The organism is Isoptericola sp. NPDC056618, from assembly GCF_042792715.1.
Taxonomy (GTDB): domain Bacteria; phylum Actinomycetota; class Actinomycetes; order Actinomycetales; family Cellulomonadaceae; genus Isoptericola; species Isoptericola nanjingensis.
Genome location: NZ_JBHTVZ010000005.1, coordinates 16,465 through 34,503, shown reverse-complemented (window position 1 = coordinate 34,503; position 18,039 = coordinate 16,465). Strand labels below are relative to the sequence as shown.

13 protein-coding genes and 1 tRNA gene are annotated in these 18,039 nt (G+C 73.3%); 8 read left to right on the top strand and 6 right to left on the bottom strand.

Annotated features, from left to right (window positions below; all coding sequences use genetic code 11):
* The first annotated feature begins 70 nt into the window (after positions 1 to 70).
* The gene (gene pyk, locus ACFQ8T_RS08810) at positions 71 to 1,495 is read left to right on the top strand and encodes a pyruvate kinase (RefSeq protein WP_429763383.1); all 1,425 of its coding nucleotides are present in this window, start codon (positions 71 to 73) and stop codon (positions 1,493 to 1,495) included.
* A gap of 112 nt (positions 1,496 to 1,607) precedes the next feature.
* Here the strand turns inward: pyk and ACFQ8T_RS08805 are convergent, their stop codons facing one another.
* From ACFQ8T_RS08805 to ACFQ8T_RS08795, 3 genes are all read right to left on the bottom strand, one after another.
* On the bottom strand, positions 1,608 to 3,353 hold the full coding sequence (locus ACFQ8T_RS08805; RefSeq protein ID WP_430546166.1) for a serine hydrolase: 1,746 nt from the start codon (positions 3,351 to 3,353) through the stop codon (positions 1,608 to 1,610).
* On the bottom strand, positions 3,350 to 4,723 hold the full coding sequence (locus tag ACFQ8T_RS08800; RefSeq protein ID WP_430546165.1) for an exo-beta-N-acetylmuramidase NamZ domain-containing protein: 1,374 nt from the start codon (positions 4,721 to 4,723) through the stop codon (positions 3,350 to 3,352). Before ACFQ8T_RS08800 ends, ACFQ8T_RS08805 begins: the two co-directional genes overlap by 4 nt.
* 301 nt (positions 4,724 to 5,024) lie before the next feature.
* Positions 5,025 to 5,098: transfer RNA gene (locus ACFQ8T_RS08795), tRNA-Leu, on the bottom strand.
* 185 nt (positions 5,099 to 5,283) lie between these two features.
* On the opposite strand from ACFQ8T_RS08795, the gene ACFQ8T_RS08790 reads away from it, so the two are divergent.
* Both ACFQ8T_RS08790 and ACFQ8T_RS08785 read left to right on the top strand, forming a co-directional pair.
* Positions 5,284 to 5,910 (top strand): ANTAR domain-containing response regulator, encoded by a 627-nt coding sequence (locus tag ACFQ8T_RS08790; RefSeq protein WP_429729957.1) that lies wholly within the window; start codon positions 5,284 to 5,286, stop codon positions 5,908 to 5,910.
* Positions 5,911 to 6,135: 225 nt separating this feature from the next.
* Positions 6,136 to 6,903 carry a GNAT family N-acetyltransferase gene (locus ACFQ8T_RS08785; protein WP_430546164.1) on the top strand — a complete coding sequence of 256 codons (768 nt, stop codon included), beginning with the start codon at positions 6,136 to 6,138 and terminating at the stop codon, positions 6,901 to 6,903.
* A 44-nt stretch (positions 6,904 to 6,947) separates the two neighbouring features.
* Here the strand turns inward: ACFQ8T_RS08785 and ACFQ8T_RS08780 are convergent, their stop codons facing one another.
* Complete coding sequence (locus ACFQ8T_RS08780) at positions 6,948 to 7,382, bottom strand: hotdog fold thioesterase (protein WP_430546163.1); 435 nt, start codon at positions 7,380 to 7,382, stop codon at positions 6,948 to 6,950.
* Between ACFQ8T_RS08780 and polA the strand changes: the two genes are divergently transcribed.
* Positions 7,381 to 10,122, top strand: a complete 2,742-nt coding sequence (gene polA / locus ACFQ8T_RS08775; RefSeq protein ID WP_430546162.1) for a DNA polymerase I — start codon at positions 7,381 to 7,383, stop codon at positions 10,120 to 10,122. The two genes, ACFQ8T_RS08780 and polA, sit on opposite strands and share 2 nt — an antisense overlap.
* A 14-nt stretch (positions 10,123 to 10,136) precedes the next feature.
* On the top strand, positions 10,137 to 10,487 hold the full coding sequence (locus tag ACFQ8T_RS08770; protein WP_430546161.1) for an SH3 domain-containing protein: 351 nt from the start codon (positions 10,137 to 10,139) through the stop codon (positions 10,485 to 10,487).
* Between the two features lie 18 nt (positions 10,488 to 10,505).
* Here ACFQ8T_RS08770 and ACFQ8T_RS08765 read toward each other — a convergent pair whose 3' ends face one another.
* Positions 10,506 to 11,327, bottom strand: coding sequence for a class I SAM-dependent methyltransferase (locus ACFQ8T_RS08765; RefSeq protein ID WP_430546160.1), 822 nt, complete (start codon positions 11,325 to 11,327; stop codon positions 10,506 to 10,508).
* A gap of 194 nt (positions 11,328 to 11,521) precedes the next feature.
* Here ACFQ8T_RS08765 and rpsA point away from each other — a divergent pair, with 194 nt between their 5' ends.
* Positions 11,522 to 13,003: a 30S ribosomal protein S1 gene (rpsA, locus tag ACFQ8T_RS08760; RefSeq protein ID WP_429763389.1), complete on the top strand. Its 1,482-nt coding sequence runs from the start codon at positions 11,522 to 11,524 to the stop codon at positions 13,001 to 13,003.
* Between the two features lie 104 nt (positions 13,004 to 13,107).
* Here rpsA and ACFQ8T_RS08755 read toward each other — a convergent pair whose 3' ends face one another.
* On the bottom strand, positions 13,108 to 14,991 hold the full coding sequence (locus ACFQ8T_RS08755; RefSeq protein WP_430546159.1) for an ABC transporter ATP-binding protein: 1,884 nt from the start codon (positions 14,989 to 14,991) through the stop codon (positions 13,108 to 13,110).
* A 78-nt stretch (positions 14,992 to 15,069) separates the two neighbouring features.
* On the opposite strand from ACFQ8T_RS08755, the gene coaE reads away from it, so the two are divergent.
* Both coaE and uvrB read left to right on the top strand, forming a co-directional pair.
* On the top strand, positions 15,070 to 15,702 hold the full coding sequence (gene coaE / locus ACFQ8T_RS08750; RefSeq protein WP_430546158.1) for a dephospho-CoA kinase: 633 nt from the start codon (positions 15,070 to 15,072) through the stop codon (positions 15,700 to 15,702).
* Between the two features lie 78 nt (positions 15,703 to 15,780).
* Positions 15,781 to 17,895 carry an excinuclease ABC subunit UvrB gene (gene uvrB / locus ACFQ8T_RS08745; protein WP_430546157.1) on the top strand — a complete coding sequence of 705 codons (2,115 nt, stop codon included), beginning with the start codon at positions 15,781 to 15,783 and terminating at the stop codon, positions 17,893 to 17,895.
* Positions 17,896 to 18,039 lie beyond the last annotated feature (144 nt).

Below are 18,039 nucleotides of genomic sequence, written 5' to 3'. Positions count from 1 at the left end.
CGGGTGCCGTTCGGGCACCCGGGCCCCGCCCCGGCTCGCGCCGGGGCGGATCGACGACGAGGCTGGAGACATGCGCAGAGCGAAGATCGTGTGCACCATCGGACCCGCGACGGCGTCCCCGACCAAGCTCCGTGAGCTGGTCGACGCGGGCATGGACGTGGCCCGGATCAACCGGAGCCACGGAGAGCAGGCGGAGCACGAGGCCGTCTACCACGGTGTCCGAGAGGCGGCGAAGGAGTCCGGCCGCAACGTCGCAGTCCTCGTCGACCTCCAGGGCCCGAAGATCCGGCTCGGCCGGTTCGCGGGCGACCAGAAGCACTACCTCAACGAGGGTGACACGTTCACCATCACCACCGAGGACGTGGAGGGCACCAAGGAGCTCGTCTCGACGACCCACAAGGGTCTGGCGGGCGACGCCCGCGTCGGCGACCCGCTCCTCATCGACGACGGCAAGGTGCGCGTGCGCGTCACCGCCGTCGAGGGCCCGCGCGTCGTCACGACCGTCGAGGTCGCCGGCCCGGTCTCGAACAACAAGGGCATCAACCTCCCCGGCGTCGCGGTCTCCGTGCCGGCGCTGTCGGAGAAGGACACCGACGACCTGCGCTGGGCGCTGCGCATGGGCGCGGACATCATCGCGCTGTCGTTCGTGCGGTCCGCCAAGGACTACGACGACGTCGCGGCGATCATGGCGGAGGAGGGCCGCACGGTCCCCGTCGTCGCCAAGATCGAGAAGCCGCAGGCGGTGGAGAACCTGGAGGAGGTCGTCGCGGCCTTCGACGGCTTCATGGTGGCGCGCGGCGACCTCGCCGTGGAGATGCCGCTGGAGCAGGTCCCGCTGGTGCAGAAGCGCATCGTCGAGCTGGCCCGCCGCAACGCGAAGCCCGTCATCGTCGCCACGCAGGTGCTGGAGTCGATGACCACGAGCCCGACGCCGACGCGCGCCGAGGCCTCCGACTGCGCCAACGCGGTGCTCGACGGCGCCGACGCGGTCATGCTCTCGGGCGAGACCAGCGTGGGCGACTACCCGATCATCACAGTCCAGACGATGGCCCGGATCATCGAGGCGACCGAGGAGATGGGTCGCGAGCGCATCGCCCCCCTGGGCTCCTCGCCGCACACCCGCGGCGGCGTCATCACCCGTGCGGCCGCCGAGATCGGCGAGACGCTCGGGGTCAAGTACCTCGTGACGTTCACGCAGTCGGGCGACTCGGCCAAGCGCATGTCGCGCCTGCGCTCGGGCATCCCGCTGCTGGCCTTCACGCCGGAGGAGAGCGTGCGCAACGTCCTCGCGCTCACCTGGGGCACCACCACCTACCAGGTGCCGAAGGTCGACAGCGTCGACGCGATGGTCGGCCAGGTGGACTCCACGCTGCGCGCCAACGGGCTCGCCGAGCCCGGCGACCGCGTCGTGATCGTCTCCGGCGCCCCGGTGGGCGTGCCCGGCACGACGAACTCGATCCTCGTGCACCAGGTCGGCAGCCACTCCGACGTCTGATCGCACCTGCGCGAGGCGGCTCCGTCTCGCGCCGGCACGCCGGGGGCGTGCGGCAGGTTCTGCCTGCCGCACGCCCCCGGCGTCGTCGTACCCGGCGTTCCCGGGCGGGGGCTTAGCGGCTCACGAGGCGCCAGCCGTCGGGCCGGAACGCCTCGGGCGTCGCCTCGCCGTCCAGCAGGAGGGAGCCGGGGGCGCGGGCGACGACGTCGTCGACCAGGACGCCGCGGCCGAGGTAGAGCGGGTCGGTCACGACGCGCCAGCGCAGCTCCAGGTCGCCCGGAGGCAGCTGTGCCCGGGCCTGCGTCCAGCGCCGCGTGCCCGAGCCCGACGCCGTGCCGTCGGGGTGCTCGGCCGGGCCGCGGTCCCGCACGGTGAAGGGCAGCGGCGCCCAGGTCGTCCCGCCGTCGGCGGAGGTCTCCAGGTGCAGCAGGTCGGTCTCCTCCGTGTCGAGGTAGAGGTCGAACGCCAGGCGGCCCCCGCTCGCGGGCACGTCGAGCGAGGCGGTGAGCGTCGACGTCGTGGCGTTCTCGTCGCCCGAGAACCAGGCGTCCGCGCCGCGCCGGGGCTCGATCCCCTGGGCGCGGGCCAGGCCGCTCGCCCACTCGCGCCGCGCCGGGTTGATGCTGCCCGAGTCGCGCGACGGGTGCACGCGGTTGGTCAGCAGGATCGCGAACGAGTGCGTGTCGAAGTCGATGACGATCGACGTGCCCGTGTACCCGGTGTGCCCGGCCGTGCGCGGCCCCGACATCGCGTCCATGTACCACCGCTGGTCGAGCTCGAAGCCGAGCCCGTGGGCGTCCCCGGGGAAGGCGCCGTTGAGGTCGGTGACCATGAGGCGCACCGACGCGGGGGACAGGATGCGGGCCTTGCCGTACCGGCCGCCGTTGAGCAGGGCCTGGGACAGGATCGCCAGGTCCCCGGCCGTCGAGAACACGCCGGCGTGCCCGGCGACCCCGCCCAGGGACCAGGCGTTCTCGTCGTGCACCTCGCCCCGGACGACGCCGCGCGGCGGGCTGGCCTGGTACTCCGTCGCCGCCGTACGTTCCACGGCGGTCGGGTTGTACCCGGTGTCCGTCATCCCGAGCGGATCGGTGATCCGGTCGGCCACGACCTGGTCGAGCGGCGCGCCCCGCAGGCGCTCGACGAGCACGCCGAGGCTGATGAGGTTGAGGTCGCTGTACAGGTAGCGCGTCCCCGGCGGCGCGTCGAGGGGCTGCGCCATCACCGCGGCGATCCGGGACTCCGGGTCGGGGTAGGCGCTCCACAGCGGCAGCCACGACACGAAGCCCGAGGTGTGGGTGAGCAGCTGTCGCACGGTCACCTCCTCCTTGCCGCCGGCGGCGAACTCGGGGAGGTAGGTGGCGAGCGGCTCGTCGAGCGCGACGCGGCCCTCCTGGACCAGCTGGACGACCGCGATCGAGGTGAACAGCTTCGACACCGAGGCGAGGTCGAAGATGGTCTCCTCACGCATCGGCACGCGCTCGTCGGTGGGCAGGGCGACGCCCTCGTCGCCGTAGGCGACGGCCCAGCCGCTGGCGTCGGTGCGCACGACCTTCCCCTGGTACCCCATGAGGCCGACGGCCCCCGGGTAGAGCGGGTAGGCCGCCGAGCCCACCGGCACCTCGTGCGCGCGGACCTGCGCGACGGCCTCCTCGATCGGCGCCGGGTCGAGCCCGACGTCCGCCGGGTCGGCCGCGGCGAGCGTGGTCGACGGCGGCATGAAGCCCACCGCGGGCCCGCGCGGGTCGGCGGACGCCGAGGTGGCGTGGACGAGCGGGACCGCGACCAGGCCTGCCGCGAGCACGGCCGCGGTCGCCACGCGGCCCTGGCGCGGCCTGCGTCGCAGGGCGGCGCTCACGACCGCGGCCCGCGGTAGATCAGGTACTGCTGACGACGCCGGTCGAAGTCCGCCAGCTCGTCGAGCCACGCGCCGACGACGTCGTCGGTGGTGGCCCCCGCGTCGATCTGCTGCCGCAGGCGCGGCGAGCCGGTGAGCTTGTCGATCCAGAAGGGCCGCTCGGGGTCCCACGCGTCCTCGCGCCAGGCGAACTCGGGGTACAGGGATGCCGCCGCCACGAGCATCGCGACCCCGGTGCGCACCGGGTCGAACCGGGCCGGGTCGTCGACGGTGACCTGGACGCCGCCGCACACGGTGCCGGCGTGCTTGTTGAAGGTCGGGTTGAAGTACGCCTCCCGGAACAGGACGCCCGGCAGGCCGGCGTCCGTGAGGGCGGCCGCCCAGCGGTGGTCGACGTACGGCGCGCCGATCAGCTCGAAGGGGCGGGTGGTGCCTCGCCCCTCGGACAGGTTCGTCCCCTCGAACATGCAGGTCCCGGGGTAGGCGAGGGCCGTGTCCGGGGTCGGCATGTTCGGGCTGGGCATGACGAAGTCGAGCCCGGTGCCCGCGAAGGTCACGTCGCGCCGCCAGCCGGCGACCTCGACGACGTCGAGCCGGTCCAGGCGCGCGCCGACGACGTCGGGCAGGAACTCGCCGTCGAAGAACCGGGCGAGCTCCCCGACGGTCATGCCGTGGGCCTGCACGATCTCCTTGGCCCCGACGCCCGACGTGAACCCGGCGGTCATCATCGGGCCGCGTGCCGTGCCACCCACCGGGTTGGGCCGGTCGAGCACGACGAAGCGGGAGCCCGTCGCGACGGCGGCCTGCATCGCCGTCCACATCGTCCAGATGTACGTGTAGAAGCGGGCGCCGACGTCCTGGATGTCGAAGACGACGGTCTCCACCTCCGCGGCCCGGAACATCTCGGTCATCTTCGTGACGCCGGCCCCGTAGGCGTCGTAGACGGTCAGCCCGGTGCGCTCGTCGACGAACGTGCCCTCCGAGCCGCCGGCCTGGGCCGTCCCGCGGAAGCCGTGCTCGGGGCCGAAGACCCCGACGAGGTCGACGGCGCCGGACTCGTGCATCTCGTCGACGACGTTGCGCAGGCTGCGCAGCACGCCGGTGGGGTTGGTGATCACGCCGACCCGGTCGCCCGCGAGGACCGACCAGCCGTCGGCGTGCGCGCGGTCGGCACCGGGGACGACGGGGCGGGCGGGGAGCCCGGCGGACGCCGGGGCCGCGGCACGGCGGGGCGCCGCCTGCGCGGCAGCCGCCGCGAACGGGACGCTCGCCGCGCCCAGGAGACTGCCGGTGAGGAGGTGGCGCCGGTCGAACCGTGGTCCCCGTGGTTCCCGTGGGGTGGGTCCGACGGCGGTGTGGTCGTCGCGCATCGTCAGGTGGTCCTTCCTGCCTCGTGCTGCTGCAGGGCGACCCGTGGACCGCTTCGTCGCGGTCGGTGGCCGTGGCCGGTCGTCCTGCCAGGGGGCGCGCCGGCGTCGTCGCCGTCGCGATGGGGTCGTCGCCCCCCGCCTCGTTGCGGAGGAGCGGCGACGCCGGACACGTGCGGAGCGGTCAAGGGTTGCCCCGAAGGGACTTGATCCTGAAAGTTACCGACACGGCGGGACGGCGGCAAGGGATCGCGCCGGAGTCCGGGTCGTGGGGTGGCGTGGGGGCGTCGCGCGGACGCGGAGGTGCCCCGGGTGGGATTCGAACCCACACTGGATCGGGTTTGAGCCGATTGCCTCTGCCGGTTGGGCTACCGGGGCGCGCGGCCCATCCAACCACGCGCGCGGGGCGGCGACCGAACCGTCCGACCGCCGGTCGGCGGGCCGCGCCGTCGCACTCGTCACACCCGGCACGGGACGCGGCGCCCCCGCGCGACCACTAGGATGGACGGGTGACCGACGAGAAGCCCCACGACGCGAAGCCCGAGGCGACGGTGCCGCTCGACCTGCCGCCCCTGATCGACCAGGAGCCCGAGGCCCCGAAGACGCCGGAGCGACCCGCGCGTCGCGCGGTCGTCGTCGAGGACGAGGCGCTCATCCGGATGGACGTCGTCGAGACGCTCCGCGAGGCGGGCTTCGACGTCGTCGGCGAGGCGGGCGACGGCGAGACCGCGGTGCGGCTCGCCACCGAGCTCAAGCCCGACGTCGTCGTCATGGACGTCAAGATGCCCGAGCTGGACGGCATCTCGGCGGCCGAGCGGATCGGCAAGGCGCACGCCGCCCCGGTCGTCCTGCTCACGGCGTTCTCCCAGACCGAGCTCGTCGAGCGGGCGCGCGACGCCGGCGCGATGGCCTACGTCGTCAAGCCCTTCACGCCGGCGGACCTGCTCCCGGCGGTGGAGATCGCGATCTCCCGCTACCAGCAGATCGGGGCGCTCGAGGCCGAGGTCGCCGACCTCACCGAGCGGTTCGAGACCCGCAAGCGCGTGGACCGCGCGAAGGGCCTCCTCATGACCAAGATGGGTCTGAGCGAGCCGGAGTCCTTCCGCTGGATCCAGAAGACGTCGATGGACCGTCGCCTCACGATGCGCGAGGTCGCGGACGCCGTCATCGAGCAGGTCGGCGGAGCCTGATCCGCACCACGGTGGCCCGGTCGCAGGAGGAGTCCTGCGACCGGGCCACTGCCCATTGTGCGAGGGCGACGGGGTCGCTATCGTCGCCTGGGTGTCGTGACCAATCTGTGATATTCATGCTTCAACGACCGTGACCCCGGGGCTGCCGGGGCGGCCCTCGGGATCGGGGTGGGAAGGCTCCCACCCCGCCCGGGACGGGGACGGTCATTCGTCGAGGAGGTGCCGATGCGTGCAGCGGTCGAGGTCCGGCCGGTCGAGCAGGACGACATGGTCGACGTCGCGCGCCTCGCGGAGCGTGCCGTCGAGGAGTCGCCGTCGGCCGCGCAGGGAACCCCCTCGGACGCCTCTCGCCTCCTGGAGCACCTGAGCGTGCTGCTGGGTGCGGGCGGGCAGGTGCTCGTCGCGAGCCACGAGGGCGAGATCTGCGGGTTCGCCGTGCTGCGCGTCATCGACCCGCTGCTGTTCGCGACGACCACGAGCCTGTACGTCGACGCCGTCTTCGTCAGCCCGTCCGCCCGCCGCCGCGGCGTCGGGCACGCGCTCCTCGCGGCCGCGGCCGCCGTCGCGGGGGAGCGGGGCGCCGAGAACGTCTACTGCGCGCCGGCCCCGGGCGCCCGCGGCATGCACCGCTTCCTCGCCCGGCTGGGCTTCGCCCCCACGTCGGGGCACCGCGTGGTCGCCACGGCGACGCTGCAGCGCCGGCTGGTCCAGGAGAACCCCCGCGGGACGCGCACGGCGGCCCGGGCGGGGCGCCGCGAGGCGACCCGCGCGGCGATCGAGGATCTCGTCGCCCGTCGGCGCCGGGCGCGGGCCGCGGGTCTGCCCACCGGCCCGGTCGACCTGCGCGCCTTCCAGGCCGAGCGGGACGCCGCGCTGCGCGCGGCCGCCGAGCGCGCCGCCGACCGCGGCGAGGGCGTGGAGGGCCCGGACGGCGTGACCTCCCTGGATGTCGCGACGCGGCACGACGCGGCGAGCGAGTCCGTCCCCTCCTGACCGGCCCGTCGGGCTTCCACGGCCCGCGCGGCGCCCGTCCGCTCTCAGCGGGCGTCGAGGATCATGCAGGTGAGCCGCGCGGTGCAGACGCGCCGACCGTCGTCGTCGGTGACGACGATCTCGTACGCGGCGGTCGACCGCCCCAGGTGCAGGGCCGTGGCCACGCCGTGGACGCTCCCGGACCGCGCACCGCGGTGGTGGGTCGCGTTGAGCTCCAGGCCGACCGCGGCGCGCGCCGGTCCCGCGTGCTGCTGCGCGGCGACGGAGGCGAGCGTCTCCGCGAGCGACGCCGTCGCGCCGCCGTGCAGCAACCCTGCCGGCTGGGTGTTCCCGGCCACCGGCATGGTGCCGGCGGTGCGCTCGGCGGCCACCTCCGTGAGCCGGATCCCGAGACGTTCGATGAGCGTGCCCCGCGCGGCGGCGGCCCACTCCTCGAGGGTGCGGGGGAAGCGGGGCGCGTCGGCGGTGGTGTCAGACATGGGCGATAGGTTGGCACCCGTGACGACCTCCGCGCGAACCGGGACCCGCCCACGCCTCCTGCTGATCGACGGCCACTCCATGGCGTACCGAGCGTTCTTCGCGCTGCCGGACACGCTGGTGACGTCCAGCGGCCAGGTGACGAACGCCGTCTACGGCTTCACCTCGATGCTGACGAACCTGCTGCGCGACGAGCAGCCGACGCACGCCGCCGTCGCGTTCGACGCCGGCCGCGTGACGTTCCGCACCGAGCGGTTCCCCGAGTACAAGGGCAACCGCGACGCGACCCCCGAGGTGTTCCGCGGGCAGGTGCCGCTCATCAAGGAGGTCCTCGAGGCGCTGCGCGTCCCCGCGCTGCAGCGGGAGGGCATCGAGGCCGACGACATCCTCGCCACGCTCGCCCGCGAGGGCCGCGAGGCCGGGTTCGACGTGCTGGTCTGCTCGGGCGACCGGGACTCGCTGCAGCTCGTCACCGAGGACGTGACGGTGCTCTACCCGAAGCGCGGCGTGTCGGAGCTCGCGCGGATGACCCCCGAGGCCGTCGCCGAGAAGTACGGCGTGCCGCCGGAGCAGTACCCCGACCTCGCGGCCCTCGTGGGCGAGTCGAGCGACAACCTGCCGGGTGTGCCCGGCGTCGGCCCCAAGACGGCGGCCAAGTGGGTCACGACCTACGGCGGCCTCGAGCCGCTGCTCGAGCACGTCGACGAGCTCAAGGGCAAGGCGGCGGGGAACCTGCGGGAGGCCGTCGAGCAGGTGCGGCTCAACCGCGAGCTCAACCGGCTCCTGGACGACGTGGAGCTGCCGCTCGCGGTGGCCGACCTGGGCCTGGCCGGGTTCGACCGCGAGGCCGTGCACCGGGTCTCCGACACGCTGCAGTTCGGCGCGCTGCGCGACCGGCTGCTCGCCGCGGACCCGTCCGCGGAGCCCGCCCAGGCGGCCGAGGTCGCGGGCGTCCAGGTCGCGCTCGCGGCGCTCGGGCCGGGCGGGCTCGGTGCGTGGCTGGCCGCACGCTCCGGCCGTCCTCTCGGGCTCGAGGTCACGGGGACCCCGACGCCCGGGGCGGGGGACGCCTGGGACGTCGCGCTCGCCGACGACCACGACGGGGAGACCGCCGCGGCTGTCGTCGACCTGGCCGACGTGACGCCGGAGGACGAGCGCGCCCTCGCGACGTGGCTCGCCGACCCGGCGGCGCCGAAGGTCGTGCACGGTGCCAAGGCCGCCTGGCACGAGCTGGCCGGGCGCGGTCTCGACCTGCAGGGCGTCTCCTTCGACACCGAGCTCGCGGCCTACCTCTGCTACCCCGACCAGCGCGGCTACGACCTCGCCGACCTCACGGTGCGCCTGCTCGGGCGGGAGCTGTCCGCGGGGGAGGCGCCCGACGCCGCCGGGCAGGGCGCCCTCGACCTCGCGCTCGACGGCGGCGACGAGGACCCCCGGGCGCGGCAGGCGGCCGTGCGCGCGGCCGCCGTGGTCGACCTGGCCCAGGCGCTGTCCGGGCAGCTCGAGGACCGCGGCGCCGCCGGGCTGCTCACGGACCTGGAGCTGCCGCTCACGGTCGTGCTCGGCCGGATGGAGTCCACGGGCATCGCGGCGGACGTCGAGTACCTCACGGAGCTCGAGAAGCAGTTCGCGTCGATGGTGGCCGACGCGGCCGCGGACGCCTACGACGTGATCGGCCGGCAGGTGAACCTCGGCAGCCCGAAGCAGCTGCAGGAGGTGCTGTTCGACCAGCTCGGGATGCCCAAGACCAAGAAGATCAAGACGGGCTACACCACGGACGCCGCGTCCCTGCAGGACCTGTACGTCAAGACGGAGCACCCGTTCCTGGAGCACCTGCTGGCGCACCGCGACGCGACGAGGCTGCGCTCGACGGTCGAGGGGCTGCTGAAGTCCGTGGCGCCCGACGGGCGGATCCACACCACCTTCCAGCAGACGATCGCCGCCACGGGCCGGCTGAGCTCCACCGACCCGAACCTGCAGAACATCCCGATCCGGACGGAGGAGGGACGGCGCATCCGCCGGGCCTTCCGCGTCGGCGAGGGCTACGAGACGCTGCTCACCGCGGACTACAGCCAGATCGAGATGCGCATCATGGCGCACCTGTCGGGGGACGAGGGGTTGATCGAGGCCTTCCGCTCCGGCGAGGACCTGCACCGCTATGTCGGTTCCCGGGTGTTCGAGGTGGCGCCCGAGGACGTCACGCCGGAGATGCGCTCGAAGATCAAGGCGATGAGCTACGGGCTCGCGTACGGGCTGAGCGCCTTCGGGCTGTCGCAGCAGCTCACGATCCCGACCGGCGAGGCGCAGTCGCTGATGGACGACTACTTCACCCGCTTCGGCGGGGTGCGCGACTACCTCACGGGGGTGGTCGAGGAGGCCCGCGCCACCGGCTACACCGCGACGATCCTGGGGCGCCGCCGCTACCTCCCCGACCTCACGAGCGACAACCGGCAGCGGCGGCAGATGGCCGAGCGCATGGCGCTCAACGCCCCGATCCAGGGCAGCGCCGCCGACATCATCAAGGTCGCGATGCTCGGCGTGCAGCGCGAGCTGGACGAGCGGGGCCTCGCGTCGCGGCTGCTGCTCCAGGTGCACGACGAGCTGGTGGTCGAGGTGGCGCCGGGGGAGCGCGAGGCGGCGGAGGACGTGCTGCGCTCGCAGATGGGCTCCGCGGTGGAGCTGGACGTGCCGCTGGACGTCTCCGTCGGCGCGGGGGCGACCTGGCACGACGCCGGGCACTGACGGGGAGGACGGCGATGGATCTCGGTCCCGCCCGCGTGGTCGCCGATCACGAGATCCCGTCCCGTGCGCCGCTCCGCGTCGCGCCGGGGGACGCGGTGCGGGTGGGCGACCGCGACGACACCTGGCCCGCGTTCGTGTTCGTCACGTCGGGCGACGGCGGCAGCGGGTGGGTGCCCGCGCGGCACCTGGACGACGCCCGTCCGGTGGCGGTGGTCCGCGAGGCGTACGACACCCAGGAGCTCGCGGTCGCCGCGGGCGAGGCCGTCGAGGTCACCGCCGACGACCCGGGGTCCGGGTGGAGCTGGTGCGTCGCGCGGGACGGCCGCGCCGGCTGGGTGCCGCACCGGGCCCTCGGGCCCGCCTGAGCCGGTCGGGCCCTCGGGTCAGTCCTTGGTCGTGACGAAGACCGCGGTGCCGGGCAGCACGGCGCCGCGCTCCGGGCTCCAACCGCCCCACGTCGCGGAGTTCCAGCCCGGCCACTCGGGCTCGACGACGTCGCGCAGGCGCAGGCCGGCGGCGGCGACGTCGCGCACGTGGTCGCCGACCGTGCGGTGGTACTCGGCGTAGCGCACGTCGCCCTGGTCGTCGGTCTCGACGTAGGGACGGCGGTCGAAGTAGGAGCGGTGCACGGTGAGGCCCAGGGTGGTGGGGTCGTCGGGGAACGCCCAGCGCACGGGGTGCGTCACGGAGAACACCCACCGGCCGCCCGGCCTCAGCACTCGGGCCGCCTCGGCGTGCACGCGCTCCGCGTCCGCGACGAACGGGATGGCCCCGTACGAGGTGAACGCGACGTCCACGGAGCCGGAGGCGACGGGGAGCGACCTGGCGTCGGCCTGCACCAGCGGCACCGGCGTGGCGGTGGCGGCGTTGAGCCGTGCCGCGCCGGCCAGCATGCGCGCGGAGACGTCGGTGGCCAGGACCCGGGCCCCTCGGCCGACCAGCCAGCGCGAGCAGTGTGCCGCCCCGGCGCCGATCTCGAGGACCCGGGCGCCGTCGACGTCGCCGAGCAGGCCGGCCTCCGCCTCGGTGAGCCCCTCCGGGCCCCAGCGGAAGCCCGCGTCGCCGAGGAACGTGCCGTGCTCGGCGAGGTACTCGTCGGCGTTCTCGTCCCACCACCCCCGCGCGGCAGCGTTCCCCGCCTCGTCGGGGACGTCGTCGTACCCCGCGTGCGCGACGGGACGGGGCGCGGGAGGATGGTGGCTCACCCGGCCATCGTGGCACGGGGTCCGCGTTGACCCCTCGCCGCACCGTCGATAGGATTGTCGGCGGTGCAGTGCGCCTGAGGACGTCTCGGGGTTCGGACCGCTGTCGTGCGGACCGGTCCCCGCGTCGATGCCCGGGTGCTCGCGCCACAGACCCTGTCCGCACTACGTCCTGTCCGCATCGGAGCATCTACTCAATGACCATCTCCACCACGAAGTCCGCCCCGCAGGTTGCCGTCAACGACATCGGCACCGAAGAGGACTTCCTTGCCGCCGTCGACGCCACCATCAAGTACTTCAACGATGGTGACATCGTGGAAGGCACGATCGTCAAGGTCGACCGCGACGAGGTCCTTCTTGACATCGGTTACAAGACGGAGGGCGTGATCCCGTCCCGGGAGCTCTCCATCAAGCACGACGTGGACCCGGGCGAGGTCGTCGCCGTGGGCGACGCCGTCGAGGCTCTCGTCCTCCAGAAGGAGGACAAGGAGGGTCGCCTGATCCTGTCCAAGAAGCGCGCCCAGTACGAGCGCGCCTGGGGCACGATCGAGAAGATCAAGGAGGAGGACGGCGTCGTCACCGGCACCGTCATCGAGGTCGTCAAGGGCGGCCTCATCCTCGACATCGGTCTTCGTGGCTTCCTCCCCGCCTCCCTCGTGGAGATGCGTCGCGTCCGCGACCTCGCGCCGTACGTCGGCAAGGAGATCGAGGCCAAGATCATCGAGCTCGACAAGAACCGCAACAACGTGGTCCTGTCGCGCCGTGCCTGGCTCGAGCAGACGCAGTCCGAGGTCCGCTCCACCTTCCTGCAGACGCTGCAGAAGGGCCAGGTGCGCCCCGGTGTCGTCTCCTCGATCGTCAACTTCGGTGCGTTCGTGGACCTGGGCGGCGTCGACGGCCTGGTGCACGTCTCCGAGCTGTCCTGGAAGCACATCGACCACCCGTCCGAGGTCGTCGAGGTGGGCCAGGAGGTCACCGTCGAGGTGCTCGACGTCGACCACGACCGCGAGCGCGTCTCCCTGTCGCTGAAGGCGACGCAGGAGGACCCGTGGCAGACCTTCGCCCGCACGCACGCCATCGGCCAGGTCGTGCCCGGCAAGGTCACGAAGCTCGTGCCGTTCGGTGCGTTCGTCCGCGTCGAGGACGGCATCGAGGGCCTGGTGCACATCTCCGAGCTGGCCGTCCGCCACGTCGAGCTGCCCGAGCAGGTCGTCAGCGTCGGTGCCGAGGTGTTCGTCAAGGTCATCGACATCGACCTCGAGCGTCGCCGCATCTCGCTGTCGCTCAAGCAGGCCAACGAGGGCATGGACCCGGAGTCCGAGGACTTCGACCCCGCGCTCTACGGCATGGCTGCCGAGTACGACGAGAACGGCGAGTACAAGTACCCCGAGGGCTTCGACCCGGAGACCAACGAGTGGCTCGAGGGCTTCGAGACGCAGCGCGAGGCCTGGGAGGCGGAGTACGCCAAGGCGCACGCCCGCTGGGAGTCGCACCGCGAGCAGGTCCGTGCGGCCATCGCGGCGGACGCCGACGCGGCCGTCAACGACGCTGTCCCGAGCGGCAGCTCGAGCAGCTCGTCCTCGTCCTACTCGTCGGCCCCGCCGGCGCAGGAGGCCGCGGGCACGCTCGCCTCGGACGAGGCGCTCGCCGCGCTCCGCGAGAAGCTCACGGGTAACTGATCGGCGACTGACACCGGGTCGTCCGCGACCCACCGGTAGCCCACGGCGGCCCGTCACCCCTCGGGGTGGCGGGCCGCCGTCGTGCGTGGCCGGAGGGTGCGCGTCTACTGGGCGGGCGTCGCGCCGGCGTCCGCGAACTGCGTCGCGTACAGCTCGGCATAGAGCCCGCCCGCGGCGAGCAGCTCGGCGTGCGTGCCGGTCTCCACCACGCGGCCCTCGGCGAGGACGACGATCGTGTCCGCCGCCCGGACGGTCGACAGCCGGTGCGCGATGACGAGGGACGTGCGTCCCGCCAGCGCCTGGTCGAGCGCCGCCTGGACGGCGGCCTCGGACTCCGAGTCCAGGTGGGCGGTCGCCTCGTCGAGCACGACGACGTCGGGCGCCCTGAGCAGCAGCCGCGCGATGGCGAGCCGCTGCCGCTCCCCGCCGGAGAGGCGATAGCCGCGGTCGCCGACCACGGTGTCGACGCCCTCGGGCAGTCGGGCCACCAGGTCCCAGATGCGGGCCTGGCGCAGTGCCTGCTCGAGATCGTCGTCCGTCGCGTCGGGGCGGGCGAAGCGGAGGTTCGCGGCCACGGTGTCGTGGAACAGGTGTGCCTCCTGCGAGACGACGCCCACCGTGCCGCGCAGCGACGCGGCGGTGACGTCGCGGAGGTCCGCGCCGGCGATCCGCACGGCGCCGGACGTGGGGTCGTACAGGCGCGAGACGAGCTGGGAGACGGTCGTCTTGCCGGCCCCGGAGGGCCCGACGAGCGCGACCATCGCGCCGGCGGGCACGGAGAACGACACGTCACGCAGCGTGTCCCCGGTGGGGTCGGAGCGCAGGGTCGCGACCGACTCCAGGGACGCGAGCGAGACCTCGTCGGCGCGCGGGTACCGGAACGTCACGTGGTCGAGCTCGACGGACGCACCCCGGGAGGCCACCGCCGCGCGCAGGTCGGCGGCGCCGGGCTTCTCGGCGAGCGCCGGCTCGAGGTCGAGCACCTCGAGCACCCGCTCGAAGCTGACCAGCGCGGTCATCACGTCGACCTGCACGTTGGACATCGCCGAGAGGGGCCCGTAGAGACGACTGAGGTAGGCGGTGAGCGCGACGACGGTCCCGACCGTGAGCTCGCCCGCGATCGCCTGCAGCCCGCCCAGGCCGTAGACGACGGCGATGGCCAGGGACGCGAGCGTCGTCAGGCCGACGCGGAACCAGGTGCCGAGCAGCGCCGTGCGGACACCGAGGTCGCGCAGCCTGCGCACCTGGGCCGCGTACCGCGCGCTCTCCGCCTCCGGGTCGCCGAACACCTTGACCAGGTGCGCGCCGGCGACGTTGAACCGTTCGTTCATCATCTGCCCGGCGTCCGCGTTGAGGTCGTACCCGGTGCGCGCCAGGCCGGCGAGGCGGCGCCCGAACCAGCGGGCGGGCAGCACGAACGCGGGGACGAGCACCAGGGACACCAGGGTGAGCTGCCACGACATGGCGAGCATCGCCGCGAGGGTGAAGGCGATCGTCAGCCCGTTGGAGACGACGGTCTGCAGCGTCGACGTGAAGGCCTGCTGCGCGCCGAGCACGTCGCCGTTGAGCCGCTGCACGAGCGCGCCGGTGCGCGCGCGGGCGAAGAAGGCGAGCGGCATCGTCTGGACGTGGTCGAAGACGGCGGACCGCAGGTCCAGGATCAGGCCCTCGCCCACGCGCGACGACAACCAGCGCTCCGCCACGGCCAGCGCGGCCGTGACGATCGCGATCGACGCCGCGGCGGCGGCCATGGCCAGCACGAGCCCGCGGTCGCCGGTCGCGATGCCGTCGTCGATGAGACGGCGGAACAGCAGCGGTGTGACGGCGCCGGCGGCCGCGCTGAGCACCAGCAGCCCGACGAACGCCGCGAGCTGCGCCCGGTACGGGCGGGCGAAGCCGAGGATGCGTCGGAGCGTCGGCCCCGCGAGCCGGCGGTCCTTCACGGTCGCGTCGTTCAGGTACGACCGCATCATGGGTCCGCCCGCCATGGCACCTCCCGGCCCGCCCCGGCCCGGTGCCGCTGGGCGTTCATGGCGGGAAGCCTACGCCGGGGGCAGGATGGGCCCATGCTTCGCATCGGCCTCACGGGCGGCATCGCCGCAGGGAAGTCCGTCGTCACGCGCCGCCTCGCCGAGCTGGGTGCCGTCGTGATCGATCACGACGTCCTCGCCCGGGAGGTGGTGGAGCCCGGGACGGTCGGGCTCGAGGAGGTCGTCGCGGCCTTCGGCGACGGCGTCCTCGCGGCGGACGGCTCCCTCGACCGGCCCGCGCTCGGGCGTCTCGTGTTCGACGACGCGACGGCACGGGCGCGCCTCGAGGGCATCCTGCACCCGGAGATCCGCCGTCTCGCGGCCGAGCGCGAGGCGCTCGCCGGGGCCGCGGACGATCGTGCCGTCGTGGTCCACGACATCCCCCTGCTCGTCGAGACGGGCCAGGCGGACCACTTCCACCTGCTGGTGGTCGTGCACGCCCCGGCGGACCAGCGCGTCGATCGGCTGGTGGGCGGGCGCGGCCTCGACGACGCGTCCGCGCGGGCGCGCGTCGGGGCGCAGGCGACGGACGAGGCACGGACCGCCGTCGCGGACGTCGTGCTGGACGGCACGGGCACGGAGGACGGGCTGCGCGAGCAGGTCGACGCGCTCTGGCAGCGGCTGTGCGCGGAGGTGGACGAGGAGTCCGCCGCGGCGTCCGAGGCCTGACGCCGCGGCGGTGCGCCCTCGGCCGTCGCGCCGGCGGGCTCACCGGTGGGTGTCGGAGGCGCGCCGTACGGTGGTGCCATGCGACCCGTGACCGACCTCCAGCGTGCGGTGGCCCCCTTCGAGGTGGTGTCCGACTACGAACCCTCGGGAGACCAGCCCACCGCCATCGCGGACCTCACGTCCCGGGTGCAGGCGGGGGAGAAGGACGTCGTCCTGCTCGGCGCGACCGGCACCGGCAAGAGCGCGACGACCGCGTGGCTCATCGAGAAGCTGCAGCGGCCCACGCTCGTCATGGCGCCCAACAAGACGCTCGCCGCGCAGCTGGCCACGGAGTTCCGCGAGCTGCTGCCGAACAACGCGGTCGAGTACTTCGTCTCGTACTACGACTACTACCAGCCCGAGGCGTACATCGCGCAGACGGACACCTACATCGAGAAGGACTCGTCGATCAACGACGAGGTGGAGCGACTGCGGCACTCGGCGACGTCGTCGCTGCTGACCCGGCGCGACGTCGTGGTCGTGGCATCGGTGTCGTGCATCTACGGCCTGGGTACCCCGCAGGAGTACGTCGACCGGATGGTGCGGCTCGACGTCGGGGACGTGGTCGACCGCGACGACATGCTCCGCCGGTTCGTGCAGATGCAGTACACGCGCAACGACATGGCGTTCACGCGCGGCACGTTCCGCGTGCGCGGCGACACGGTGGAGATCATCCCCGTGTACGAGGAGCTCGCCGTCCGCATCGAGATGTTCGGCGACGAGATCGAGTCGATCCAGACGCTGCACCCGCTCACGGGCGAGGTCCTCCGCAACGAGCAGAGCGTCTACCTCTTCCCGGCCACGCACTACGTCGCGGGCCCGGAGCGGATGGAGCGGGCGATCGGCGGCATCGAGGCCGAGCTCACGGACCGCCTGGCGGACCTCGAGCGGCAGAACAAGCTGCTGGAGGCGCAGCGGCTGCGGATGCGCACCACGTACGACATCGAGATGATGCGCCAGATCGGCACGTGCAGCGGCATCGAGAACTACTCGCGGCACATCGACGGCCGCGAGCAGGGGTCGCCGCCGAACACGCTGCTCGACTACTTCCCCGAGGACTTCCTGCTCGTCATCGACGAGTCGCACCAGACCGTGCCCCAGATCGGCGCGATGTTCGAGGGGGACATGTCCCGCAAGCGGTCGCTCGTGGAGCACGGGTTCCGCCTGCCGAGCGCGATGGACAACCGGCCGCTGCGCTGGGAGGAGTTCGTCGAGCGGATCGGGCAGACGGTCTACCTGTCCGCGACCCCGGGCGACTACGAGCTCTCCATGTCCGACGGCGTGGTGGAGCAGGTCATCCGGCCCACCGGCCTGGTGGACCCGCAGGTGGTCGTCAAGCCGACCACCGGCCAGATCGACGACCTGCTGCACGAGATCCGCGAGCGCGTCGAGAAGGACGAGCGGGTGCTCGTCACGACGCTCACCAAGAAGATGGCCGAGGACCTCACCGACTACTTCCTCGAGAAGGACGTGCGGGTGCGGTACCTGCACTCCGAGGTCGACACGCTGCGCCGCGTCGAGCTGCTCCGCGAGCTGCGGCTGGGGGAGTACGACGTGCTGGTCGGCATCAACCTGCTGCGCGAGGGCCTGGACCTGCCCGAGGTCTCCCTGGTGGCGATCCTCGACGCCGACAAGGAGGGCTTCCTGCGCTCCGAGCGGTCGCTCATCCAGACGATCGGGCGTGCGGCACGCAACGTCACCGGCCAGGTGCACATGTACGCGGACAAGATCACGCCGGCCATGCGGTACGCCCTCGACGAGACGGACCGCCGCCGCGCGAAGCAGGTGGCGTACAACGAGGAGCACGGGATCGACCCGCAGCCGCTGCGCAAGAAGATCGCGGACGTCACCGACATGCTCGCCCGCGAGGACATCGACACGCAGGAGCTGCTGTCCGGCGGGTACCGCAAGGCTCCCGCGTCCGCGCAGGGCAAGGGCCGCGCGCCCGTGCCGGGCTCGCCGAAGGAGGGCGCCACCACCGGCAACCGGCTCGCCGGCGCCGCTGCGGGCGAGCTCGCGGAGCTCATCCAGGAGCTCAGCGACCAGATGCACGCCGCCGCCGCGGAGCTGCAGTTCGAGGTCGCGGCCCGGCTCCGCGACGAGATCGGCGGGCTGAAGAAGGAGCTGCGGCAGATGCAGGCCGCGACGGCCTGAGCGGGGCGGGGCCCGGTCGTGACATGCGCGGATGGCGGGTCCGGGGTCTCATGTAAGGTGTGCGGGTTGGAGGGGAGTACCCCGCCCACGGTGAGGTCGTCATCACGTCAGGCACAGATGCCGGACCGGCCTCGTCGGCCCGGA

What these genes read in the sequence shown, in the direction of transcription:
- uvrB (WP_430546157.1), top strand. Translation starts at nt 15,781, where the DNA reads ATGCGACCCGTGACCGACCTCCAGCGTGCGGTGGCCCCCTTCGAGGTG.
- rpsA (WP_429763389.1), top strand. Translation starts at nt 11,522, where the DNA reads ATGACCATCTCCACCACGAAGTCCGCCCCGCAGGTTGCCGTCAACGAC.
- ACFQ8T_RS08800 (WP_430546165.1), bottom strand. Translation starts at nt 4,723, where the DNA reads ATGCGCGACGACCACACCGCCGTCGGACCCACCCCACGGGAACCACGG.
- polA (WP_430546162.1), top strand. Translation starts at nt 7,381, where the DNA reads ATGGGCGATAGGTTGGCACCCGTGACGACCTCCGCGCGAACCGGGACC.
- pyk (WP_429763383.1), top strand. Translation starts at nt 71, where the DNA reads ATGCGCAGAGCGAAGATCGTGTGCACCATCGGACCCGCGACGGCGTCC.
- coaE (WP_430546158.1), top strand. Translation starts at nt 15,070, where the DNA reads ATGCTTCGCATCGGCCTCACGGGCGGCATCGCCGCAGGGAAGTCCGTC.
- ACFQ8T_RS08785 (WP_430546164.1), top strand. Translation starts at nt 6,136, where the DNA reads ATGCGTGCAGCGGTCGAGGTCCGGCCGGTCGAGCAGGACGACATGGTC.
- ACFQ8T_RS08770 (WP_430546161.1), top strand. Translation starts at nt 10,137, where the DNA reads ATGGATCTCGGTCCCGCCCGCGTGGTCGCCGATCACGAGATCCCGTCC.
- ACFQ8T_RS08755 (WP_430546159.1), bottom strand. Translation starts at nt 14,991, where the DNA reads ATGGCGGGCGGACCCATGATGCGGTCGTACCTGAACGACGCGACCGTG.
- ACFQ8T_RS08780 (WP_430546163.1), bottom strand. Translation starts at nt 7,382, where the DNA reads ATGTCTGACACCACCGCCGACGCGCCCCGCTTCCCCCGCACCCTCGAG.